Origin of the sequence: Christiangramia gaetbulicola, from assembly GCF_003054225.1 — a bacterium.
GTDB lineage: Bacteria > Bacteroidota > Bacteroidia > Flavobacteriales > Flavobacteriaceae > Christiangramia > Christiangramia gaetbulicola.
Genome location: NZ_QBKQ01000001.1, coordinates 1,152,906 through 1,177,316 on the forward strand (window position 1 = coordinate 1,152,906; position 24,411 = coordinate 1,177,316).

Annotated in this window: 24 protein-coding genes; 17 read left to right on the forward strand and 7 right to left on the reverse strand. The window is 40.4% G+C overall.

The genetic code is table 11. The annotated features are described in order from the left end of the window. The first annotated feature begins 23 nt into the window (after window positions 1-23). The 11 genes from atpA (at window position 24) to C8P64_RS05305 (ending at window position 10,843) form a co-directional block, all read left to right on the forward strand. Window positions 24-1,604 carry a F0F1 ATP synthase subunit alpha gene (atpA, locus tag C8P64_RS05255; protein WP_108170970.1) on the forward strand — a complete coding sequence of 527 codons (1,581 nt, stop codon included), beginning with the start codon at window positions 24-26 and terminating at the stop codon, window positions 1,602-1,604. Window positions 1,605-1,718: 114 nt separating this feature from the next. After that, entirely contained in the window at window positions 1,719-2,579 is an 861-nt protein-coding gene (atpG, locus tag C8P64_RS05260; RefSeq protein ID WP_108170971.1) for an ATP synthase F1 subunit gamma, read from the forward strand. A gap of 126 nt (window positions 2,580-2,705) precedes the next feature. Further along, a complete protein-coding gene (locus C8P64_RS05265; protein WP_108170972.1) occupies window positions 2,706-3,149 on the forward strand; it encodes a hypothetical protein in 444 nt (147 codons plus the stop codon). A gap of 61 nt (window positions 3,150-3,210) precedes the next feature. After that, entirely contained in the window at window positions 3,211-4,653 is a 1,443-nt protein-coding gene (locus C8P64_RS05270; RefSeq protein WP_108170973.1) for an oligosaccharide flippase family protein, read from the forward strand. Window positions 4,654-4,656: 3 nt separating this feature from the next. Further along, window positions 4,657-5,091 (forward strand): dUTP diphosphatase, encoded by a 435-nt coding sequence (dut, locus tag C8P64_RS05275; RefSeq protein WP_108170974.1) that lies wholly within the window; start codon window positions 4,657-4,659, stop codon window positions 5,089-5,091. A gap of 21 nt (window positions 5,092-5,112) precedes the next feature. Beyond that, window positions 5,113-6,123, forward strand: a complete 1,011-nt coding sequence (locus C8P64_RS05280) for a sugar phosphate nucleotidyltransferase (protein WP_108170975.1) — start codon at window positions 5,113-5,115, stop codon at window positions 6,121-6,123. A gap of 9 nt (window positions 6,124-6,132) precedes the next feature. Next, window positions 6,133-7,500 (forward strand): tetratricopeptide repeat protein, encoded by a 1,368-nt coding sequence (locus tag C8P64_RS05285; RefSeq protein ID WP_108170976.1) that lies wholly within the window; start codon window positions 6,133-6,135, stop codon window positions 7,498-7,500. Further along, on the forward strand, window positions 7,500-8,270 hold the full coding sequence (gene lolB1, locus C8P64_RS05290) for a lipoprotein insertase outer membrane protein LolB1 (protein WP_108170977.1): 771 nt from the start codon (window positions 7,500-7,502) through the stop codon (window positions 8,268-8,270). The genes C8P64_RS05285 and lolB1 overlap by 1 nt, the downstream gene beginning before the upstream one ends. Then, window positions 8,267-9,490, forward strand: coding sequence for a murein hydrolase activator EnvC family protein (locus C8P64_RS05295; protein WP_108170978.1), 1,224 nt, complete (start codon window positions 8,267-8,269; stop codon window positions 9,488-9,490). The genes lolB1 and C8P64_RS05295 overlap by 4 nt, the downstream gene beginning before the upstream one ends. 56 nt (window positions 9,491-9,546) lie before the next feature. Beyond that, complete coding sequence (locus C8P64_RS05300; protein WP_108170979.1) at window positions 9,547-10,233, forward strand: hypothetical protein; 687 nt, start codon at window positions 9,547-9,549, stop codon at window positions 10,231-10,233. Beyond that, window positions 10,217-10,843, forward strand: a complete 627-nt coding sequence (locus tag C8P64_RS05305; RefSeq protein ID WP_108170980.1) for a hypothetical protein — start codon at window positions 10,217-10,219, stop codon at window positions 10,841-10,843. The genes C8P64_RS05300 and C8P64_RS05305 overlap by 17 nt, the downstream gene beginning before the upstream one ends. Here C8P64_RS05305 and C8P64_RS05310 read toward each other — a convergent pair whose 3' ends face one another. Together C8P64_RS05310 and C8P64_RS05315 are read right to left on the reverse strand one after the other, a co-directional pair. Then, window positions 10,844-11,356, reverse strand: a complete 513-nt coding sequence (locus C8P64_RS05310; protein ID WP_108170981.1) for an acyl-CoA thioesterase — start codon at window positions 11,354-11,356, stop codon at window positions 10,844-10,846. It lies immediately after the preceding gene. 62 nt (window positions 11,357-11,418) lie between these two features. After that, window positions 11,419-12,348: an HU domain-containing protein gene (locus tag C8P64_RS05315; protein WP_170106626.1), complete on the reverse strand. Its 930-nt coding sequence runs from the start codon at window positions 12,346-12,348 to the stop codon at window positions 11,419-11,421. 99 nt (window positions 12,349-12,447) lie between these two features. Between C8P64_RS05315 and dprA the strand changes: the two genes are divergently transcribed. Continuing rightward, a complete protein-coding gene (dprA, locus tag C8P64_RS05320; protein ID WP_108171290.1) occupies window positions 12,448-13,548 on the forward strand; it encodes a DNA-processing protein DprA in 1,101 nt (366 codons plus the stop codon). Here dprA and trpS read toward each other — a convergent pair. Continuing rightward, a complete protein-coding gene (gene trpS / locus C8P64_RS05325; protein ID WP_108170983.1) occupies window positions 13,545-14,513 on the reverse strand; it encodes a tryptophan--tRNA ligase in 969 nt (322 codons plus the stop codon). The two genes, dprA and trpS, sit on opposite strands and share 4 nt — an antisense overlap. Before the next feature lie 75 nt (window positions 14,514-14,588). Here trpS and C8P64_RS05330 point away from each other — a divergent pair, with 75 nt between their 5' ends. Further along, a complete protein-coding gene (locus tag C8P64_RS05330) occupies window positions 14,589-15,332 on the forward strand; it encodes a lysophospholipid acyltransferase family protein (RefSeq protein WP_108170984.1) in 744 nt (247 codons plus the stop codon). On the opposite strand, the gene C8P64_RS05335 is transcribed toward C8P64_RS05330, so the two are convergent. The 4 genes from C8P64_RS05335 to recA form a co-directional block, all read right to left on the reverse strand. Continuing rightward, window positions 15,329-16,816 carry a hypothetical protein gene (locus C8P64_RS05335; RefSeq protein ID WP_108170985.1) on the reverse strand — a complete coding sequence of 496 codons (1,488 nt, stop codon included), beginning with the start codon at window positions 16,814-16,816 and terminating at the stop codon, window positions 15,329-15,331. The genes C8P64_RS05330 and C8P64_RS05335 overlap by 4 nt on opposite strands. Next, complete coding sequence (locus tag C8P64_RS05340; RefSeq protein ID WP_108170986.1) at window positions 16,813-17,361, reverse strand: RNA polymerase sigma factor; 549 nt, start codon at window positions 17,359-17,361, stop codon at window positions 16,813-16,815. Before C8P64_RS05340 ends, C8P64_RS05335 begins: the two co-directional genes overlap by 4 nt. 25 nt (window positions 17,362-17,386) lie before the next feature. Beyond that, window positions 17,387-17,848 (reverse strand): hypothetical protein, encoded by a 462-nt coding sequence (locus C8P64_RS05345; RefSeq protein WP_146167179.1) that lies wholly within the window; start codon window positions 17,846-17,848, stop codon window positions 17,387-17,389. A 93-nt stretch (window positions 17,849-17,941) separates the two neighbouring features. Further along, window positions 17,942-18,955: a recombinase RecA gene (gene recA / locus C8P64_RS05350; RefSeq protein WP_108170988.1), complete on the reverse strand. Its 1,014-nt coding sequence runs from the start codon at window positions 18,953-18,955 to the stop codon at window positions 17,942-17,944. A gap of 198 nt (window positions 18,956-19,153) precedes the next feature. On the opposite strand from recA, the gene trhO reads away from it, so the two are divergent. The 4 genes from trhO to C8P64_RS05370 all read left to right on the forward strand — a co-directional run bounded on the left by trhO (window position 19,154) and on the right by C8P64_RS05370 (window position 24,381). Beyond that, complete coding sequence (gene trhO / locus C8P64_RS05355) at window positions 19,154-20,185, forward strand: oxygen-dependent tRNA uridine(34) hydroxylase TrhO (RefSeq protein ID WP_108170989.1); 1,032 nt, start codon at window positions 19,154-19,156, stop codon at window positions 20,183-20,185. 212 nt (window positions 20,186-20,397) lie between these two features. Next, window positions 20,398-21,573: a PSP1 domain-containing protein gene (locus tag C8P64_RS05360; protein WP_108170990.1), complete on the forward strand. Its 1,176-nt coding sequence runs from the start codon at window positions 20,398-20,400 to the stop codon at window positions 21,571-21,573. Beyond that, entirely contained in the window at window positions 21,566-22,054 is a 489-nt protein-coding gene (locus C8P64_RS05365; RefSeq protein ID WP_108170991.1) for a gliding motility lipoprotein GldH, read from the forward strand. The genes C8P64_RS05360 and C8P64_RS05365 overlap by 8 nt, the downstream gene beginning before the upstream one ends. A gap of 17 nt (window positions 22,055-22,071) precedes the next feature. Further along, window positions 22,072-24,381 (forward strand): penicillin-binding protein 1A, encoded by a 2,310-nt coding sequence (locus C8P64_RS05370; protein ID WP_108170992.1) that lies wholly within the window; start codon window positions 22,072-22,074, stop codon window positions 24,379-24,381. The last annotated feature ends 30 nt before the right edge of the window (window positions 24,382-24,411 follow it).

Sequence of the window (24,411 nt, forward strand, 5' to 3'; positions counted from 1 at the left end):
GCACCATTTTATCTTGAATAATTATGGCAGAAGTAAATCCTGCTGAAGTATCAGCAATATTAAAACAACAATTATCAGGTTTTGAATCCAAGGCCTCTTTAGATGAAGTAGGTACCGTTCTAACCGTAGGTGACGGTATTGCTAACGTTTATGGATTGGCTAATGCTCAGTATGGAGAATTAGTACAGTTTGAAAGCGGTCTGGAAGGGATTGTTCTTAACCTTGAAGAAGACAACGTTGGGGTAGTACTTTTAGGTCCTGCAAAGGAGATCAAAGAAGGTTCTACAGTAAAAAGAACTCAGCGTATCGCTTCTATCAAAGTAGGTGAAGGAATTGTTGGCCGTGTGGTTGATACTCTAGGGAACCCTATTGATGGGAAAGGACCAATTGAAGGTGAGACTTATGAGATGCCGCTTGAGCGTAAAGCTCCTGGGGTAATCTACCGTCAGCCTGTAACCGAGCCGTTACAAACTGGTATTAAGTCTATCGATGCGATGGTACCGGTAGGAAGAGGACAGCGTGAGCTTGTAATTGGTGACCGTCAAACTGGTAAAACTACTGTTTGTATCGATACCATCCTTAACCAGAAAGAATTTTACGATGCCGGTGAACCGGTATATTGTATATATGTAGCTATTGGGCAAAAGGCCTCTACTGTAGCAGGGATCGCTAAGGTTCTTGAAGACAAGGGAGCTTTAGCTTATACTACGATCGTAGCTGCAAACGCATCAGATCCTGCTCCAATGCAGGTTTATGCTCCTTTCGCAGGTGCAGCGATCGGCGAGTATTTTAGAGATACAGGTCGTCCTGCATTGATCGTTTATGATGATCTTTCTAAGCAGGCGGTTGCTTATCGTGAGGTTTCCCTATTACTTCGTCGCCCACCAGGACGTGAGGCATATCCTGGGGATGTATTCTTCCTTCACTCAAGACTTCTAGAGCGTTCTGCGAAGGTGATCAATGATGATGATATTGCAAAACAAATGAACGACCTTCCAGATGTTCTTAAGGATAAGGTAAAAGGTGGTGGGTCACTTACTGCCCTTCCAATTATCGAGACTCAGGCGGGAGACGTTTCAGCATATATTCCAACAAACGTAATTTCGATTACAGATGGACAGATCTTCTTAACATCAGACTTATTTAACTCAGGGGTGCGTCCTGCAATTGACGTGGGTATCTCTGTATCTCGTGTGGGTGGTTCTGCACAGATCAAGTCTATGAAGAAGGTAGCTGGTACTTTAAAACTTGACCAGGCACAGTATCGTGAACTTGAAGCATTCGCTAAGTTTGGTTCAGACCTTGATGCTGCAACTATGAACGTGATCGAGAAAGGTAAGCGTAACGTGGAGATCCTTAAGCAGGGACAAAACGATCCTTACCCAGTAGAAAACCAGATCGCGATCATCTATGCTGGTTCTAAGAACCTGTTAAGAGATGTACCAGTAGAAAAAGTAAGAGAGTTTGAAAGAGATTATATTGAATATCTTGATGCTAAGCACAGAGACGTTCTTGATACTCTAAAAGCAGGAAAATTAACTGATGAAGTAATTGATACTTTAACTCAGGCTGCTAAAGAACTTTCATCTAAATACAGAAGCTAGTATTGAGTACAAAGATTTGAGGTCTTAGATCTCGGGTTGCAGTATTTAAATTGAAAATTATAAAGGTATTGAGCGATTAACAACTAATTGCTCAATACTCAATACTAAATAAAAATGGCAAACTTAAAAGAATTACGTAGTAGGATCACTTCAGTTTCCTCAACGATGCAGATCACCAGTGCCATGAAAATGGTATCGGCTGCAAAATTGAGCAAGGCTCAGGATGCGATCACATCTATGAGACCTTATGCTGAAAAGCTGACCCAGTTGCTACAGGATTTAAGTGCTACTCTGGATGATGACGCCGGCAGTAAATTTGCTGAAGAGCGTGAGGTAAAAAAGGTTTTGATCGTTGCTATTTCTTCTAACAAAGGTTTAGCCGGAGCTTTTAATACCAATATCATCAAGAAGGTAAAAGTTAAGATCCAGGAACAATACCAGGGGAAAGACGTTGAAGTTTACACCATTGGTAAGAAGGGTAATGACATTCTTAAAAAGACCTTTGATATTTATAAAAATAACAATGGCATTTTTGATGAACTTACTTTCGATAATGTTTCTGAGATCGCAGAAGAATTGATGCAGGTATTCCTTGACGGTAAATTCGACAGGATCGATATCGTTTATAACCAGTTCAAGAATGCGGGAACCCAGTACGTGATAGACGAGCAGTTCCTGCCTATTGAAAAATTTGACAGCGATAGCGGGAAGCAACTGGATTATATCTTTGAACCTTCTAAATTGGAGATCGTTAAGGATCTTATCCCTAAGTCTTTGAAAATGCAAATATTCAAGGCTCTAAGAGACTCTTTTGCTTCTGAGCATGGTGCACGTATGACTGCGATGCATAAGGCAACAGACAACGCGAAAGAGCTTAGAGATGATCTTAAACTTTCTTATAACAAAGCAAGACAGGCTTCTATTACCAATGAGATCCTTGAGATCGTTGGTGGTGCCGAAGCATTGAACGGATAATTTACTACGTCATGCTGAATTTATTTCAGGATGACTAAATGAATAAAGAAAGCCCTCAATTTAGAGGGCTTTTTTTATTTGGTACGTGTTTTGTTTTAATAACTTCAACTTCTAAAATCTGTAGTTATGACTAAAATATTATTCTTTATGGCCGGAGTCTTAATGGTAGTGCTATTTGCCTCCTGTGGGAGCAATAAAGACCTTCAGGAAAGAGCGCCTGCTCAGTTCAACAAGGTTTATTATACCTACAACTCCAATGGTATTGAATTGAATATTCCGGTAGTTTCTATCCAGGATGAATTGGTGAGTCTGGATGCCGTATATTTTCACGGGATGAAGTCTGTACTTGAAAAAAGCGATGACCAGCCTAATCTTTATGTGGCTAATTTCCGCATGGGGACAGGAGATATGGTCATGGATGCCGATCCTGCGAAAGAGTATGGCAATAAACCACCGCAATTACCAGAAGAGAGTCCTTTTTCTATAGATGAAGATGAGGCGATACTGGTTTTTACTCAGGACGATAAAATCAAATATTATAAGCTAACAGGGATTGTGGAAAAGGAATAAAGGCTAAAGCTTTTATAATCCTGATTTATTCAGATATTTGTAGTAAACCAACCCGCTCCTGTTGAGTACTTTAAAAAGATTTTTTCAAGACACTCTTATTTACGGTTTTGCAACGGTATTCCCGAGACTGATGAATTTTGTCCTGGTGCCGTTGCATACCGATGTCTTACCGGCAGAGGAATATTCTGTTAATACTGTTTTCTATGTCTGGGCGGCATTTTTTAATGTGTTGCTTACCTATGGGATGGAAACCTCTTTTTTCAGGTTTTTTAGCCGTTCTAAAGAAAGTTCCAGTGTTTTTTCTACGGTATTTATAGCGCTCACGGTTACCACGGTATTATTCGCTACTGGGGTATTTATTTTCCAGGAAGAACTAATTGCCTTAATGGATCTGGATCCTTTTTATTTCAGGTTGCTTTTTAGCGTGCTGGTCCTGGACACGCTGGTGGTAGTTCCATTTGCTTATTTAAGGGCCACAGGCAGACCTTTAAAGTTTGCAGGTATCAAAGTCCTGAATATTCTTGTCGTGGTCATCCTGAACCTTTATTTCTTATGGTTCGTAAGGGATTATCCTCAATACGCCCCACAATGGGTTTTAGATAATTACGGTCCTAAGGATATTGTAGGCTATATTTTCATTGCCAACCTTGCTGCAAGTGCGGTGACCTTTCTCTTGCTTCTACCTTATTTTTTCAGAACAAAGATCAGTTTCGATACCGCTGTTTTCAAACAGATGTGGAAATACGGCTGGCCTATTATGGTGGCCGGTATCGCCTTCGTGATCAACGAAAACCTGGACAAGTTGCTTATTAAGGACATGATCTCAGATGAGATTATGGGTGCCTATTCGGGTTGTTATAAACTGGCGGTTTTTATGACCATTTTTGTTCAGGCTTTTAAAATGGGGGCAGAGCCTTTTTTCTTTAATCATGCAGATAAGGACAACGCAAAGGAAACCTATGCCGATATATTGAAATATTTCGTGATTTCAGGAAGCCTTATTTTTCTTGTGCTGGTTTGTTTTATCGATTTTTTCAAAGCACTGGTAATTCGTGATCCTGAATACTGGATGGCCATAAGCATAGTTCCAATCATTTTGCTGGCCAATCTGTTCCTAGGGATTTATCATAACCTATCTGTATGGTATAAACTAACCGACAGGACCAGAACAGGAATGTATATTTCCATTCTCGGGGCTATTATCACCATTGTTCTTAACCTCGCCCTGATCCCGGTGCTTGGTTTTATCGCTGCTGCCTGGGCTACACTTTTCGCTTACGGCAGTATGATGCTGGTTTCCTATTTCCTCGGAAAGAAATACTACCCAGTGCCTTACGACATTAAAAAAATTGCCGGTTATATATCACTTTCAGTCTTAATTGCCGCGATCTCATTTTATGTATTCCCGGGAAATTATTTTGTGGGAATACCGTTATTATTACTATTCATCGGGATAGTTTATTTTTCTGAAAAAGATCAAATTCTCAAAATCATACAATCTTAATTTATGGATGTTAAAATTATAAACAAGTCGGCCCATAAATTGCCGCATTACGAAACAGATTTTTCAGCAGGGATGGACCTTAGGGCTAATATTGAAGAGCCAATCACCCTGAAGCCCCTGGAAAGAGCCATCGTGAAAACAGGACTTTTTATGGAGCTTCCTCTAGGATTTGAAGCACAGGTAAGACCAAGAAGCGGACTGGCAGCAAAAAAGGGGATCACCGTACTTAATTCTCCAGGCACAATTGATGCCGATTATCGCGGGGAAATAGGAGTGATACTTGTAAATTTGTCCAATGAAGAATTTGTGGTGAACAATGGAGAGCGCATCGCTCAAATGGTCATAGCAAAACACGAACATATTTCCTGGAAAGAAGTAGATATCCTTGGCGAAACTTCACGTGGCGCCGGAGGATTTGGAAGTACAGGACACGAATAAAAATTAATTTAAAAAGTAGAAATGAAAATTATTGTACCAATGGCAGGTCGTGGTTCACGACTTCGTCCACATACTTTAACCGTACCAAAACCGTTAATTCCTATAGCCGGTAAGCCAATTGTGCACCGTCTGGTAGAAGATATTGCCAAGGTTCTGGACGAGAAAATAGAAGAAGTTGCTTTTATCATAGGTGAAGATTTTGGTGAGCAGGTAGAAAAAGATCTTATGAAGATCGCCAATAGCCTTGGAGCTAAAGGAACCATCTATTATCAGGATAAGCCCCTGGGAACCGGTCACGCGATCATGTGTGCCAAGGAATCCCTAACAGGACCAGCGGTAGTAGCTTATGCAGATACGCTTTTTAAAGCAGATTTCAACCTGGATAAATCAGCAGATGCGGTAATGTGGGTGAAGAAAGTGGAGAATCCTTCTGCTTACGGTGTGGTAAAACTGAATGAGAAAAACGAGATCACAGATCTTGTTGAAAAACCAGAAGAATTCGTTTCAGATCTTGCAGTGATCGGAATTTACTATTTCAAGGATGTTGAAGTATTAAAGAACGAACTTCAGAATGTACTGGATGCAAAATTAACCCGTGGCGGTGAGTACCAGATCAATGATGGTATTGAGGCCATGCGAAAAAGCGGATTGAGATTTGTACCTGGTAAAGTTGATGAATGGATGGACTGCGGGAACAAGAACGTAACCGTTGAGACCAATGGAAGAATGCTGAATTTCCTCCATAGGGATGGAGAGAAGCTGATCTCAGATTCTGTAAAGATCAAGGATTCTGAAATAACCGAGCCTTGTTATATAGGTGAGAATGTAGAACTGGTTAACGCTAAGATAGGACCAAACGTTTCTATAGGCGACGGAACTAAAGTTGTAAATTCTACCATAAAAAATAGTCTTATTCAAACTTTTGCAGAAATAAAAAATGCAAATTTGGATAATGCTATGATCGGGAATCATGCTAAATTTGATGGGGATTTTACTCAAATTAGCATAGGTGATTTCTCTGTTCTGGAATAAACATTTTATATGAAAAACCTGATTATCATCCTGATCGCGGTGTTTACGGTGATTCCGGCTAAAAGCCAGGAGTTGCTGCCACAGCTTTTTCTGGATGTTAATCAGGATGATCTTGGAAACGTCAACAATGAATTCCAGGAATATTTCTTTGAAGCCCTTAAACAAAAAGGCATCGAGAATTACGAGAAAGCAATTACCGCTTTAGAAAAATGTCTTGAACTCGATACAGAAAAAGCGGTCGTTTATTTTGAATTGGGTAGAAATTACCGAGAACTTGAGCAGTTCGAAAATTCCCTGGAGAATCTTAAAAAGGCCCATGAACTGGCCCCTAAACAGGAAGATATCCTGGTATATCTATTCCAGACCTATGGGATGACCAAAGATTATGAGGGATCTATTGCAACAGTAAAGCAGCTTATTCCGCTGGATGAAGCTTATAAAGAAGATCTTGCGAATCTTTATTTCCTTAATGAGAATTACGATAAAGCCCTGCAACTTTTAGATGAACTGGATGAAGAGCAGGGAGCAACCACTTACAGGAATTCTTTGAGGAGACAGGTCTACGCCCGCACCAATAACACCGGAGCTCAGATAAATAATCTCCAGGAAAGCATTTCTGCAAATCCAGAAGTGGAACAGAATTACCTGAACCTTATTTATATCTATAGCGAACAGGGAGAGGATGAGGAAGCCTTTCGCGTAGCACGGGAGCTTTTGGAGACAAATCCCGGCTCTTCTCTGGCTCACCTTGCGCTGTATAAGTTTTACCTTGATAAGAACGATACAGAGGCCGCAGTGGCTTCTATGAAAATTGTTTTCGAGAGTGAAGAAATAGATGCTGAATCCAAGTTCAAGGTGCTTAATGATTTTCTGAGTTTTGTTCAGGATAATCCACAATACGAGGATGAGCTGATTGAAGTTGCCGGTAAACTAACAGAATGGGAAAACGCACCAAAACTTTTCGAGCAGCTGGGAAAATATTACCTAAAAAAAGATAACCGGGAAGATGCCCTTAAGTTCTTTGAACTGGGCCTTAATGAAGATCCTGGAAATTTTGAACTTATAAAGAATACTCTTTTGCTGCAGCTGGAGTACCAGAAGTTTGAATCTGCACGCGACCTGAGCGAAACAGCCCTGGAAAGTTTTCCTTCCCAGCCTATGCTTTACCTTTTTAAAGGAGTAGCATTGAATAACCTGAATGAATTTGAAACTGCTGAAGAAAGCCTGAAAGATGGCCTTGATTACCTGATTGATGATAAAAGAATGGAGTTCGATTTTTATTCTCAGCTAGCCATAAGCTACAATGGTATGAATAATGCTGTTAAAGCTGATGAGTATCGCCGTATGGCGGAAAATTTAAAAAAAGAAATTAACTGATGTTAAAGAAGATATTTACCCTGATGCTGCTTTCCACTTTTGTGATCTCTTGTGGTAGTAGAAAATCGACCGGAAAGATAGCAACTAAGGATGCTGAAGCAGTTTCGGTCATTAAAAAACATTATTCCAGCGAAACCCAGTTTAGCACGGTTTCAGGAAAGTTACGTGCGGTTTACCAGGATGAGGAGAAAACCCAGTCTGTAAACCTTAGTTTCAGAATGGAAAAGGACAAAGCCATCTGGATGAGTGCAAGTATACTTGGTTTTCCCGTGGCTAAAGCTTATATCACCCCAACCAGGGTAAGCTATTATGAAAAAGTATCTCAAACCTATTTTGAAGGGGACTTCAGTCTGGTAAGTGAATTTTTGGGGACTCCGCTGGATTTCCAGAAACTTCAGAATTTATTGATCGGGCAGGCGATCTATGATCTGCGAACCGAAGAATATAGTTTTATGCAATCTCCAAGAGGATTTCAGTTCGTGAAAGATGATGCGATGTTGATGAAAAGGATGTTCCTGCTTAACCCGGCAAGCTTTAAAGCTGAAGCCCAACAATTAGTACAGGATAAGGATAATCGTGGATTAACGGTTACTTATGATGAATATCAAACGGTGAATGGCCTTGTATTTCCAGAAAATATCAGGATCATTGCCAATGAAGGTGGATCTAGCACCAATATAGATCTTACTTACAGGTCTCTTACTTTTAATGAACAGGTAAGTTTCCCATTCGATATTCCATCAGGTTATGAAGAAATCAGCTTGAAATGATTGCATTAAAATCTCCCAGAAACCTACTTTGCTTACTTTTATTTATTCTTGGACTGAACATCTCAAATGCTCAGACCAACAGGGAAGAACTTGAAAAAAGACGTGTTGAGTTGCGTAATGAGATCACCAGGATCAATGAGCTTAGGATCTCCAACCAGAAGAAACAACGCTCTGTCCTGGTACAGGTTGAAGATCTCAACCAGCAGATAAAAAGCACCGAGGATCTTATCAAGCTTACCAATCAGCAGGCAAACCTATTAACCCGGGAGATCAGTACCAATACCAATAAGATTGGGCAACTAAGAAAAGAGTTGGAGAAGCTTAAGGAGGATTATGCGAGGATGATCGAGAAATCCTATAAAAGCAAATCCCAGCAGAGCAGGGTGATGTTCTTATTATCTTCAGAAAGCTTTTTACAGGCATATAAACGGCTTCAGTATATGAAACAGTATACGAACTACAGAAAGCAGCAGGGTGACGAAATAAAAGCTAATACACAGGAACTGCAGGAGCTTAACGCGAGGCTGGTAAGACAAAAGGAAGAAAAGGAAAAGCTTATTGCCGAGAACAGGAAAACAAGGGCTGAATTAGAAAAGAACAGGAAATCTCAGCAAACCCTTATGGCTACGATCAGGCAGAAAGAAGGTCAGTTTGCTTCACAGATCAAGAAAAAACAGGAAGAAATAGATGCTATAGACCGTGCCATAGATAAAATGATTCGGGAGTCTATTGCTAAGGCCAACAAAGAAAGCGGATCAACTTCCAGAAGTACTTACAACCTTACGCCCGCAGCCAAAGCACTGGCTGCAGACTTTACCAATAATAAGGGAAAATTACCATGGCCGGTAAAATCTGGTGTAGTGACCATGAGGTTTGGAAAACAACCACATCCCGTGGTAAAATCTGTAATGGTAAATAACAACGGGGTTAGAATTGATACCGATGAAGGAGGGAAGGCCCGGGCGGTTTTTAACGGTACCGTTAGTGAAGTACAGGCGGTAAAAGGAGCGAACCAGGCGGTGATGGTGAGACATGGTGATTATATCACGATCTATAACAACCTGGAAAAGGTATATGTGAAAAGAGGTGATAATGTGACCACCGAACAGGAAATAGGGGAGGTAGCCACCAGCAGGGCTACCGGTAAGACGACCTTACACTTTCTAATTTACAAGAATGACCAGAAGATGGATCCTGCGGCATGGATCTATAGAATGTAAGCTGCCAACGCAACCTTTATTGTATTTTAGCATCTAATAAATGTGATCCTTCAATTATGAAAAAACTGATCCTTCTTGCGTTTATTATTTCACTGGTAGGTTGCGATGAGGTTCTCATAGAGCAAAACAGGCGTATTCAGATAAAAGGAAATTTAAACTCACCTGAAGGCGATCCTATAGGTGGAATTCATATTATTTCTGCCGGAACTTACGAGAATTACCTCGGTACAAATAGTGATAAAATTCTGGGCAGAGATGTCTCTGCAGCTAATGGGAATTTTGATTTTATTTCCCTGGACACCTATTCTCATGATCTCATCATGGCGATAAATGCTGAAGAGATAGATCATGATTCAGTATATTCCTCGCTGTATTTCTTTGATCCAAGGGGAGAACATGCCGAATCATATGATCTGGGAGAACTTCAGCTAGCTAAAAAAGTATCGTTTCAGTTCAATATTGAAAGAACATCCCAGTCGCAGGATACCTTGCGCTATGTTCTGAATTTTCAAAAGCCGGTGAAAAGATTCATTTACGAAAATGGAACATTTACCGAGCAGCCAGATAATGATAACTTCATTTCCATAAGGCGACATATGCCGGAAAGCGAACCTTTGGCTCTTGCTTTACCCATAATGGTAGGCACAGAGCTTGTTTTTTCTTATAGCCTTGGCGATGATCCCCTGCAACGAATAACTATTCCTATTAGTGCTGAAAATACTTCCTATGATTTTGAATACTAGGCTACTTTTATTCGCTCTGCTATTTACTGGTTTGGTTAAAGCCCAGGAGCAGGAAAGACAACCGAATCAATATTCTGAAGATCCTGAGACCGTATTTTTAAATTTTGAATTGTATTATCCCGTAAGTCTGGGAAATTCAGCCTATGCCGATTATAATTTTGATCCTGGTTACGCAATAGATTTCAACTGGTTCTTCAGACCTGAATTCACCCTTGGAGCTAGATTGGCCGTTCACAGGGGCTTTCCTCAGGATATTTCGGAAACCGGTAATATTACCCGGGGTACTTTTCATCTTCTTGGAGCAGATCTTGGGTATTACGTTCCGTTACAGAATGACTGGAACCTGCATTACAAAGCCGGAATTGGGATTACCAGTAATGTTTACCAGGCTAAGGAAGATAAGTTCAGTGAAGATGGTGGTAAAGCCTGGCTCTCTGCCGAGGTTGCCAAAAGATTAGACCGTACCTTCGGATTGTTCCTGAAGGCCGGCCTGGATTATGATTTTAATACGATTGAAACTTCCGCAGAAAAGAATAACTATTTCAACCGTAATTTTCTATTCACGGTTGGAGCAGGTATCAGAATAAATTTTCAGAATCCCGGAGGATAATTATTCCTCGAAAAGGGCTTTTAATTCGGTAGCCTCGTTCGGTTTCATTTTGCCGGCAAGTACAAGGCTGAGTTGCTTTCTTCTTAAAGCGGCTTCAAAACGCTCTTTTTCGATCTTTGTTTCCGGTTCTAAAGCAGGTACCTGGATTGGAGCACCGGTTTCGTCTACTGCTACAAAAGTATAGATAGCTTCGTTTGCCTTGGTTCTACGGCCACTTTCTCTATCTTCCACCCAAACATCTATATAGATCTCCATAGAGCTCTTAAAAGCTCTTGAAACGGCAGCTTCAACGGTTACGACGCTTCCCAGTGGGATCGCTTTGTTAAAGGCAACGTGGTTTACCGAAGCGGTAACTACGATTCTGCGGCTGTGTCTTCTGGCGGCAATACTTGCTGCTCGATCCATTCGCGCAAGAAGTTCCCCTCCAAAAAGATTATTTAAGGGATTAGTTTCGCTTGGTAATACAAGGTCTGTTAATGTAGTACGTGATTCACTAGGTCCTTTGGCCTCCATATCTAATTTTTTTGCAAAAGTAAGGAGGATTTAGGAGGTATAGCCGTTAACGAAGTATTAAATTAAAGTTCCTGAACAAGTAACCAGGCGGCCTCGTTAGTTCTTTTTACCTCGTATAACTTGTTGATGGCATCCCTTCTGGACTGGTGACTTGAATAAACTACCTGATGAAGTCCGTATTTGTTTGCACCAATGTATCTGGCTTTAAAACCCGCATCTCTAAGTTCATCAACTTTCTTATGAGCATTTTCTTCTACTCTGAACGCTCCGGCCACGACGTGGTAATTTCCTGATTGTTTTTCAACCTCGAAAGTAACCGCAGGTAATGGGTTGTCTATAACGAAAGTTGCCTGCTGAATTTGCTCGTGAAGCTGGTTTTCAGCTTCCTGTTGCTCTGCGATGTTGTGTTTCGAAACCTGGCTGCTGTAAATGTTCAGTCCGGCAAAACTTGAAACCCCAAGGGCGATAAGACCAATTGCGGCGTATTTAAGAATAGATGATCTTCTTCTTTCCGGAGTAAATAAAAGCGGAGTTTTCTCTTCAAGTTCTTCAACCTGTTTCTTGTACACTTCTCTTTGTACCGGTAATGCTTTATAAGAAGCAAGCCCGAAAGATTGTGTAAGGAAATTGATCTCGCTGAAAGGTTCAAACTGCAGTTTGTCTTCGGCATCCAGGTAGAACTTACCAATATTAGCCAATTCTGCCTTAGCGTCATTCTGCAGTGAATTCTCCAGGTCGTAAACGAATTCCTGGATCATGTTATTTGCAGAATTATATTTCACAGATTCCACCTCGGCGATATAGTTCGCTAATAAACCGTCATTCTTGATCAACTGCCTGTTGAAAGAGATCACTTTATTAGGTGGATAAAATTCGTTGGAATTCTCGTCTATATATGCTGACTGCTTTTGCGAAAGAAAAGCACCGAAACCGGGCAATACTACGCATTCGTATCTGTAAAGCAGATCCTGGATGTGGCTGGAAATATTCATTGGTCGCAAAAATATAGGTTATTGGTAGTGGGTTAAAGTTACCCAAAGAATTTTTATTAACAAATGTTTTTTTCTGTAAATTTATTCAAATTGGCCTGGATGAATTCTGATGACTTATTATATGCTCTTGCTTTGCAACATATTCCAAATCTGGGAGATACGACGGCTAAAAAACTATTGGGCAAATTTGGTAATTCCCGGAATATCTTCCAGGAAAAAAAGTCAAATCTTCTTAAAATTGACGGAGTTGGACAGGTAAGGATACAGGAATTAAATAATTCCAGTCACTTAAAAGCTGCTGAAGAAGAACTAAAGTTCATCGAATCTAATAAGATCAAGGTGCATTATTTCCAGGACAACGATTACCCGGAAAAACTGAAACATTGCCTGGACGGTCCTATAATCCTCTTTTCTAAAGGGAATATAGATCTTGCCCGAAAAAGAGTGATAAGCGTGGTAGGCACGCGTAGGATCACTTCTCATGGAGTTTCATTTTGTGAGGAATTCATTGAAAATCTGGCAGTTTTAGATCCCGTGATAGTTTCAGGCTTTGCTTATGGCGTTGATATTACTGCCCAAAAATCAGCCATGAAAAATGGATTGCAAACCATAGGGTGTCTTGCACATGGATTGAATCAGATCTACCCGAAATCGCATAAAAAATATATGAAGGAAGTCGAGGAGAACGGAGGCTTTTTTACTGATTTCTGGAGTACAGATAATTTTGACCGGAATAACTTTTTGAAACGGAACCGCATTATCGCTGGCCTTAGTGAGGCAACGATCGTTATTGAAAGCGCAGAAAAAGGTGGAGCACTGGTAACTGCAGATATTGCTAATTCATATGACCGGGAAGTATTCGCCGTGCCGGGAAGACCTTCAGATAAATATAGTTTAGGTTGTAATAACCTCATTAAGGCTCAAAAAGCCCACGTTTTGACCTCTGCCGCAGACCTGGCTTATATTCTTAACTGGGAAATTGAAAGAAAGCATGAACCGGTTCAGAAACAATTGTTCATAGACCTTGAGGAAGAAGAGCAGGTTCTATATGAATTCCTGAAATCCAGCGGCAAGACCGAACTGGATCTTCTCGCCCTTAATTGCAAGGTGCCAACTTTTAAAGCAGCTTCCCTTTTACTTAATATGGAATTAAAAGGAGCGGTAAGACCGCTCCCTGGTAAACTTTTTGAAATTATCTAGTAGCCGAGTTTCGTTCTCACTTTTCCAAGGACTTCATTGGCAACTTTTTGTGCCTTTTCTGCTCCAAAGGTTAATGCCTTATCTACTTCTTCTAGATTATTGATATAGTATTCGTATTTCTCACGTGGTTCAGCAAACTTTTCCTTGATAAGTTCAAATAATGCCTGTTTAGCATGACCATAACCGTAATTTCCTCCTTCATAATTCTGGCGCATTTCTGCAGTTTGCTCTTTACTGGCTAGAATTTTATACAGGGCGAAAACATTACAGGTGTCTGGATCCTTAGGTTCTTCCAGCGGAGTGCTGTCTGTCTCGATACCCATGATCTGTTTTCTTAGCTTTTTGTCTGTCTGGAAAATATTGATGAGGTTATCCTTAGATTTACTCATTTTTGCACCATCGGTTCCCGGTATATACATGGTCTCCTCCTGTACTTTTCCTTCAGGAATTACAAATACATCACCCATTTTGGCGTGAAACCTGGAAGCGACATCCCTAGTCATTTCAATGTGTTGCAATTGATCTTTTCCTACCGGAACAATTTCAGCATCATATAAAAGTATATCTGCCGCCATTAGCATAGGATAGCTAAAAAGTCCGCTGTTCACATCTTCCAGCCTGTCTGCTTTATCTTTAAAAGAATGAGCCAGGGTTAATCGCTGGTATGGGAAAAAGCAGCTCAAATACCAGGATAGCTCGGTAACCTGGGGAATATCGCTCTGGCGGTAAAAAACACTTCTTTCAATGTCAAGGCCACATGCAAGCCAGGTAGCAGCTACAGAATAGGTGTTTTGCCTAAGCGTTTCTGCATCTTTGATCTGAGTAAGAGAATGCAGGTCTGCAATGAAAATAAATGAATCATTATCTGGATCATTGGCCATTTCTATTGCCGGCATTATAGCTCCTAAAAGATTCCCTAAATGTGGGGTTCCTGTACTTTGTACTCCTGTAAGTATTCTGGACATTGACTTCTTGAATTTTGTTGCAAAGGTAATTTTTTTATAGAATTCACTCGGTTCATTTTACTACTTTTGGAGACTATGAGATTTATTAAATCGGCGGCAATTCTGTTATGGCGAATCTGGTTCTATATTCTAATGATCGTCCCGATTGTTATCATGCTTCCCTTTTTAATAGTCTTTACTTCTTCTGAAAAGTTTTACCCGCAGTTCTTTATATGTGCGCGTATCTGGGCAAAAGTGATCATTTTCGGGATGGGTTTCAATATAAAAGTTGAAGCTGAAGAATTTCCTGAAAGAGATAAAAGCTATATGCTTGTGGCCAATCATGCTTCAATGCTGGATATTATGTTAATGCTAAGCGTGATAAAACAACCTTTCGTATTTATCGGTAAAAAAGAACTTGGTAGAATCCCTGTTTTTGGATTCTTTTACCGCCGTACCTGTATCCTTGTAGATAGAAGTAACCAGAGAAGTGGAATGGAAGCATTTACAGAAGCTCAACGAAGACTGCAACAGAAGAATAGTGTGTGTATCTTTCCTGAAGGAGGCGTGCCAGATGACCAGTCGGTTATACTGGATCAATTTAAGGATGGTGCTTTCAGGCTGGCGATAGAACACCAGATCCCAATTGTGCCAATTACATTTCACGATAACAAAAAGCGTTTCTCTTACAGCACCTTTACCGGTGGCCCCGGGAAATTAAGAGTTAAGATCCATCATTTCATCGACACCAAAAAGCTGGAACTCACCTGCCGGAAGGATCTTAAAGAAAGAACTCATAAGATCATTCTGGAAGAACTGAAAAATCCCAGTTTTACTTAGAACTTGAAGTTAAGCCCTGAATAGATTCCGAAGTTTGTTGGCCTTACATTATCTACGTTACTAAAGGCGTTTAGCTGGTATTTAAATATTGGCTCAACGCTAATGCTGAATTTATCGCTGATATCATAATCCATTCCCAGCCCTATGTTGGTACTGAAACTGGTGCTGTTAATGTTGGTTGCTTCTCCCAGGTTGGTTCTGTTATTTGCTGAAACAAGGTCAACCTTATTATCATCTAAAAATAAACTGCTGGCACCTCCAATTAAATTAAGACCGAATTTTTTATCGATAAGCGCAAACTCCAGTTCTAATGGCACTTCGATATATCCATATTGCTGGTTTATTTCTCCAGGTGTAAAAGACATGGCTGTAAACGAATTGCTAAGATCTCCCGTTCCTATGGGCAGACCATTTTCTGATGGACTGTTGCCCATAATTTCCAGGTTGTCTTCTACAGGGTTTATGTTTTCAAATCCCATCGATCTTGCCACTGGTGAATAGCTAATATCCTGGATATTGTTGCTGATGTTCACTTTGCTGATACCCGTCCTTATACTCAGTTTTTTGGATACCTGATAGGCTACTTTCACCCCATAGGATAGGGTAACTTCTGAGGATGACCCGTTCTCAGCGAACTGATTGGAAAGCTCATTTCCACTGCCTACATTATTGTAAAAAATAGGCGCTGCAAAGGTAGAGAGGCGCATTCTTTTGGAATTCTCTGCAATGGCATTCTCCTCTTCCTCTTTGGCTTGCTTTTCCTTTTCTATATCTGCCAGCGCGTTTTCCTCCTGAAGTATAGATGTTGTTTTTGTTGAATCGATTTTTGCCTCTTGGGTCTGTGTTTCTTCGGTTTGCGCAATGATGGCGGAAGCTTTATTTTGATTTGCCCCCGGCTTAATTACGCTTTTTTCCTTTTCATGGATCGGTTTAGAAGATCCTGCTTCTGTATCGGCAATTGCAGTACTTCTTTGCTGTGTATTATTATTTTCTGGTTTCGCCAGTTCAGAAGGATCTGGCTTTTCTTTTATGTTTTTTATAGTGTTCGAAGACGAAATAGCTGAATTTGCTGCAGAAGAAGATCTGTTATTAGATTTGCTGTTTTCGGTTCCTTCTAATTCTTTTTTTGCGGGATCTACAGTGATTTCTTTGGTAGAGGTTTTATCTGAATTTTCGCTGTTATCAGAAACACTTGTATTTATTGTATCCTGGTTATCTGAGGCTTCATCGGGATTTTCAAAGACAACTTCAGGTTCTCCGCTTAATGGGTTTTCATTATTGGTGAAGAGCAGACTGGCCACGATTATTGCTAATACCGCCGCTACACTTCCCATTTTCATCCATAGGGGGATGATAAATGGTTTCTTTTCTTCCTTCTTATCAAGTCTGTTCGAGATATTTTCCCAAACCTTATCGCTGGGCTCCCTTTCGAAATCCTTGAATTTCTCCTGATAAATCCGGTCTATGTTCTTTCTTTCTTTCATATCGATTGAGCCGAATTTTTAATATTCTGATCTTTTTCAATCTTTTCCTTTAAAGCCTTTCTTGCCCGGGCAAGGTTCGACTTGGAGGTTCCTTCTGAGATATTAAGGAACTCTGAAATTTCTTTATGTGAATAACCGTCCATCACGTAGAGGTTAAAAACCTGCCTGTATCTGTCTGGAAGGCTTTGTATACATTCCAGTAGAAAATCTACCGAAAGATCTTCGGTTTCTATCTCGACCTCTTCCTGTTCTAAATGCTCTTCATTTCTTATGTCGTAAACCTTTTGCTGACGGTGTTTCTGAAGAGCGGTATTAATAAGGATCCTTTTCATCCATCCTTCGAAGGATCCCTGGTCCTTGTATTGAGAAATTTTTTCAAAAATGGTTATGAACCCATCCTGAAGGTTATCTTCAGCCTGCTGATAATTATCTGAATATTTAAGGCAAACACCGAACAGCTTTCCCGCGTAAATGCGGTAAAGCTGCTCTTGTGCCTTTCTATCCTGTTTCTTGCAGTTTAGGATGAGATCCTTTGTCGTAACCAATATTTTATCTTGATTGAATCAAACTTTAGCTAGCCGGTTCCAAATCGGTTTCTCCAACAGGGATTTCAATGGTTTCATAAACCGGGTTGCCTTCAGCATCATTTTCTATCCAAAGATTAAAAATAAAAACTTCATCCTCAGAAACATTTTCACTGATCATAAAATTTCTGATCGTACTAAAATTGGTCAATTCTGCATCTTCAGTATCACAATCTGTACGGTCCAGGTTTCTCGTGGTCAAAGCATAAATAAAGAATTCCTGTGAGTTGATATCTTCTCTCCCTCCGTCAAAACCAACGAAATTGTGACATGAGCTTGGCAGCTTGTAGGTAAGCTTAATATCATAATTTTTTCCAGCTTCAAAATACGCGGGGAATTCTGAATCTGTTATTGGAGCTAACCCATATTCAATGTTCGGACCATCATCTTCCGGGGAACAACTCGTCATTAAAAGTCCCAGAAGGACAAATAGCATTAATCTTTTCATTTTTTTATTTAATGTTTATTTCTATCTCCTAGATGAAATGAAAGTGAAAAGGTTGCGTGCTATCCAAAAAAAAATCCCCTTTCGGGGACTTTTTTATTCTTTAGCGATCTTGATCGCATTTTTGATCTTCTCTTCGAGTTCCTCCATGAGGTCTGGATTATCTTTCAGCAGTGTTTTAACCGCATCACGACCCTGGCCTAATTTTGTGTCTTCGTAGCTGAACCATGAACCGCTTTTCTTCACGATCTCATAATCCACTCCAATATCGATGATCTCACCTATCTTGGAAACTCCCTCTCCGTACATAATGTCGAATTCGGCGGTTTTAAATGGTGGAGCTACTTTATTCTTAACCACCTTCACCCGGGTCTTGTTACCCATTACGTTATTGGCGCTGTCTTTTATTTGAGTTGATCTTCTAATATCCAGTCTTACCGATGCGTAGAATTTTAGAGCGTTACCACCGGTAGTGGTTTCAGGATTCCCGAACATCACCCCGATCTTCTCTCTTAACTGGTTAATGAAAATAACCGTACAATTTGTTTTACTAATAGAAGAGGTAAGCTTTCTAAGAGCCTGAGACATTAATCTCGCATGAAGACCCATTTTAGAATCTCCCATTTCCCCCTCGATCTCACTTTTTGGAGTAAGCGCGGCTACGGAGTCAATTACAATAATATCTATTGCGCCAGAGCGAATAAGGTTATCGGTAATTTCAAGAGCCTGTTCCCCGTTATCTGGTTGAGAGATAATAAGGTTATCGATATCTACATCCAGCTTTTCCGCGTAAAAACGATCAAAGGCGTGCTCTGCATCAATAAACGCTGCAATTCCTCCTTTTTTCTGAGCTTCAGCAATGGCATGCAGCGTTAGGGTTGTTTTACCTGAAGATTCAGGTCCATAAATTTCTATCACCCTTCCTCTTGGATATCCTCCAACACCTAAGGCAAGATCAAGACCTAAAGAACCGGTGGAGATCGCATCTACATCTACTACGACCTGGTCGCTCATCTTCATAACGGTCCCTTTACCGTAGGTTTTATCCATCTTATCAAGGGTAAGCTTTAGTGCCTTTAATTTCGCTTCTTTTTCTTTATCGTTGCTCATTTATGTGTTTTATAAATTTGAAATAAGGTCTGCTAAAATAAGATAAGTTTTGCTGCAATACAATAATTATTATGGACGATTTATGGAATTATTCCAAATATTTGGACAAAACCTATTCTGTAGGAACTTTTATGGCTTATTAATGGAAAAATGTATCTTTGCAAAAATTTTCTTTAACACTTAAAATATTAGTATAGCATGCAACTGTACAATAAATTGAGCGCTAAAGAAAGAGAAGCCCTTTTAGAAGAAGCCGGTGAAGACAGGCTTACGCTCTCTTTCTATGCTTACGCAAAGATCGGAAATCCCGAACTATTCAGAAATCATTTATTCATTGCCTGGGACCAGATGGATGTTCTTGGTAGAATTTACGTTGCCCACGAAGGGATAAATGCCCAGCTTTCGGTTCCGGCAAAACGCTTTGCCGAATTCAAGGCTTTTATAGATGATATCTATTTCCTGGAAAATGTTCGTTTGAATATTGCTATTGAACACGATATAAAATCCTTCCTTAAGTTAAAAGTTAAGGTTAGAAAAAAGATCGTTGCAGACGGTTTGAATGATGATACCTTTGATGTTACCAATAAAGGTGTTCATGTAGATGCTGCCAAATTCAATGAACTTATAAATGATCCAAACACGATTTTGGTGGATATGAGAAACCACTACGAAAGCGAAATTGGTCATTTCCAGGGAGCGATAACTCCAGATGTAGATACCTTCAGGGATTCTCTGGATATAATCGAGGAAGATCTTAAGGAGCATAAGGAAGATAAGAACCTGGTGATGTATTGTACCGGCGGAATTCGTTGTGAGAAAGCCAGTGCCTATTACAAACACCGCGGATTTAAAAATGTATTTCAGCTTGAAGGCGGGATCATTGAATATACGCGACAGGTTGAGAAACAGAAGCTTGAAAATAAATTCATTGGTAAGAATTTCGTGTTTGACCACAGGCGTGCCGAGCGAATTTCAGAAGACGTGATCGCTCAGTGCCATCAATGCGGAAAACCTTGCGATACGCATGTGAATTGTGCCAATGAAGCCTGTCATTTGCTTTTTATTCAGTGTGAAGAATGCGCTGAAAAAATGAATAATTGCTGTTCAGACGATTGTAAAGAGATAGCTGCCCTGCCTTACGAGGAGCAAAAAGCCTTGAGAAAAGGAAAAGGAGCCAGCAATAAGATCTTTAAAAAAGGAAGATCTGAGGTTCTGCGATTTAAGCATTAGGTTTGTTTTCTAAAATGGTGGTGCCAATTAATATTGGTATATTTACTGTTGAAAATTTTTATGAACCTCAAGGAGGTGCTTTAATAAACGTGTCTGGCTAATATTTAGCCTGTCGAAGATGAAGGAGATTCTGCGATAATTGCCTGATGGGCAGGACAGAATGATGATTAAATATGAACACGAAAAAGTAACTTCCTCAATATATATAATATATGGCTTGCACAAGTTGCTCGACCGGCAAAGACGGTCAGCCGAAAGGATGTAAGAATAATGGAACCTGTGGAACCGACGGATGTAATAAACTTACCGTTTTCGATTGGCTTTCTAATATGTCCCTTCCCGGGGGCGTAGAACCTTTCGATTTTGTTGAAGTTCGCTTTAAGAACGGTCGCAAACATTTCTTCAAAAACACAGAAAATTTAAGCCTTAGTATCGGTGATGTGGTGGCAACTGAAGCCAGTCCGGGTCATGATGTTGGTATTGTAACCCTTACCGGGGAGCTGGTTAGGGTGCAGATGAAAAAGAAAAAGGAAGATCCAAATTCTGGAGAGTTCCTTAAAATATATAGAAAGGCATCCCAGAAGGATATCGATGTTTGGCAGGAAGCCCGTGACCGGGAAGAGAAGATCAAACAAAGGTCCAGGCAGATCGCGATCAGGCTTAAACTAAGCATGAAAATCAGCGATATCGAGTTCCAGGGAGATGGTTCTAAATGTACTTTTTATTATACGGCTGAGGATCGTGTAGATTTCCGCCAGCTGATCAAGGAATTCGCCCGTGAATTCAATACCCGTATCGAAATGAAGCAGATCGGTCTGCGCCAGGAAGCGGCCAGATTGGGAGGAATTGGTTCTTGTGGTCGTGAACTTTGCTGTTCTACCTGGTTAACAGATTTTAGATCGGTAAGCACTTCTGCGGCGAGATACCAGCAATTATCCCTGAATCCGCAGAAATTAGCGGGACAGTGTGGGAAGCTTAAGTGTTGTTTGAATTACGAATTAGACACTTATCTGGAAGCATTAAAATCTTTTCCAAAAACCGACGTTAAATTAAAGACCAAAAAGGGAACTGCAGTATGTCAGAAGATCGACATATTCAAAGGGCTTTTATGGTATGCATATGAAGGGGAGTGGATGAACTGGCATACTTTAACACCAGAGCAGGCCAATAAGATCATCGCTAAGAACAAAAAAGATGAAGCTGTAGGGAGCCTGGAAGAATATGCTCTTGATCTGCAACTGGAAGAAACCAATACCAAGAATTTCAATAATGCCGTTGGAGAAGATAGTTTAACACGTTTTGATAAACCTAAACAACAGCGTAAAAAGCGTCCTAATAAAAAGAGAAAAAAACGTAAAGGAAATTCCTCAAGATCTAAGAATGCGTAGTGCTTTTTTTGTTTCTTTTCTGGCTTTAATGATCATCGCTTTTTCCTCTTGTGACAGGAATAGAGTATATGATGAATATAAATCACTAGGAGGCTGGAATAAAGATTCGGTAGTTACTTTTCAGCTTAATAATATAGATTCCAGTAAGGTTTATGATCTTTTTATAAACGTAAGGAACAATAATGAATATCAATACAGCAATCTTTTTTTGATCACCGAAATTAAATTTCCGCAGGGAAAAGTTATCAGCGATACCCTGGAATATGAAATGACGAAGCCTAATGGAGAATGGCTCGGCACAGGATTTGGTGATGTAAAAGAAAGTAAGCTTTGGTATAAAGAGGATGTTAGATTCGATGAACCCGGAGAATACAAAGTAACCATTCAGCAGGCAATGCGTAAGAATGGTGAAGTGGATGGCGTCCAGGTACTGGAAGGAATTACCGACGTAGGATTCAGAATTGAAAACAGCGATAATTAATTTTTGTGATATAGATAATGGCCCGCACTACAAAAAAGACTAAAAAACCTGCTCATAGCAATCGTAAATATATAATCGGTTTCTGGACCCTTTTCGGAATTGGACTTCTGGCAGCCGTTCTTATTTTTCTTCTTGCAGGTTGGGGAGCATTCGGTAAAATGCCAAGTTTTGATGAGCTCGAAAATCCTGAAACCAATCTTGCTACCGAAATTTTTTCTTCAGACGGAAAAACCTTGGGGAAATATTACAGCGAGAACAGGACTCCTATAAAATATGAAGACTTGCCGGAACACCTGGTGCAGGCTTTGGTTGCGACCGAAGATGAAAGATTCTATCAACATGCCGGGATCGATGCTAAAGGAACCGTTCGTGCGGCCGTGTTCCTGGGAACCCGTGGGGGTGCGAGTACCATTACGCAACAGCTGGCAAAGCAGTTATTTACCGCAGATGTTGCCCAGAATGACCTTGAAAGGGTTTTTCAGAAAGTAAAAGAATGGGTGATCTCAACGAGACTGGAAAGACAGTACACCAAAGAGGAGATCATTACCATGTATTTCAATAAATACGATTTTGTATACCAGGCGGTGGGAATTCGTTCTGCCTCCAAGATCTATTTTGATAAGGAGCCAAGAGAACTAAAGATAGAAGAATCTGCTGTTCTTGTGGGAATGCTTAAGAATTCAGCCCTTTATAATCCAATGAGAAGGCCTGAACTGGTAAAATCCAGAAGAAACCAGGTCTTTGAACAAATGAACAGGAATGGCTTTATTTCTGAGACCGAAATGGACTCGCTTCAGAAATTACCTATGAAAATAGAATTCACTCCTGAAGGTCATGACGAAGGTATGGCGACATATTTTAGAGTATATCTGCAGGGATTCATGAAAGACTGGATCGAGAAAAATCCTAAACCAGATGGTGAGGAATACAATTTATTTCGTGATGGTTTAAAGATCTATACGAGCATTGACTCAAGAATGCAGAAATATGCCGAAGAGGCCGTAACCAAACATATTTCTCATCTTCAGAAAGAATTTGACCGCCAGAATGAAAAGAATCCAACGGCACCTTTCAGGGATATCGATAAGTCCCAGGTAGAAAATAGTATTCAGAATGCGATGAGAGTTTCCGCGAGATGGAAAAAGATGAAAGCTCAGGGAAAATCTGAAGAAGAGATCAAAAAGTCTTTCGAAGAAGATGCTGAAATGCGTGTTTTCAGCTGGAATGGAACTATAGATACGGTGATGACCCCAAGGGATTCTATCCTGTATTATAAATCTTTTCTACAGGCTGGTATGATGTCTATGGTACCACAAACCGGTGAAGTAAAAGCCTGGGTTGGTGGAATCGACTTTAAGCATTTTAAATATGAACACGTAAAACAGGGGAAGAGACAGGTAGGATCTACCTTCAAGCCTTTCGTGTATGCAACGGCCATAGATCAGCTTAAATTCTCACCATGTGACACCTTACCGAGAAGTAAGTTTACCATTGAAGCAGGAAAACATGGTAATATGAATGACTGGTCACCCGCGAACAGTGACAATGAATATGATGGTATGTATACCCTTAAAAAGGCGCTGGCTAGTTCAGTAAATACCATTACTGCCCGTCTTATAGATAAAACTGGACCTGGGCCGGTAATAGATTTGATAGGTAAACTGGGAATAGATACAGAGAATATCCCGGCAGTGCCTTCTATCGCTTTGGGAACAGCAGATATTAGTCTTTTTGAGATGGTTTCAGCTTACAGCACGTTTGCCAACCAGGGAGTTTATATTAAACCGGTGATGGTAAATAGAATTGAGGATAAGAACGGAACAGTTCTATATCAAAATGTGCCTGAAACCAGAGACGTTCTGAGTAAGGAAGCAGCCTATGTAACCGTTAATTTACTCGAGGGTGTAACCCAGGGTGGTTCAGGAACCAGGTTGAGAGGAACTTGGGCCAAAGGACGTACAGATTATGAGAGAGCTGTAACCGGATATCCATACGATTTCAAAAATCCGATTGCCGGTAAGACCGGTACTACTCAAAATCAGAGTGATGGATGGTTCATGGGAATGGTGCCAGACCTGGTTACAGGAGTTTGGGTTGGAGCTGAAGACAGAGCGGTTCATTTCCCTACCATCACCTACGGGCAGGGAGCGACCATGGCCTTACCTATCTGGGGGATGTATATGAAAGATGTCTATTCAGATCCAGAACTTGAGGTTTCCAAAGGAGAATTTGAAAAGCCGGAAAACCTAAGTATTGCCGTAGACTGTGATAATTATGGTGCTTCTAAAGAAACTGATAATTCGGTGCCAGACGAACTGGATTTTTAGAATTTTCGCAATAATAACTACGATTATTTT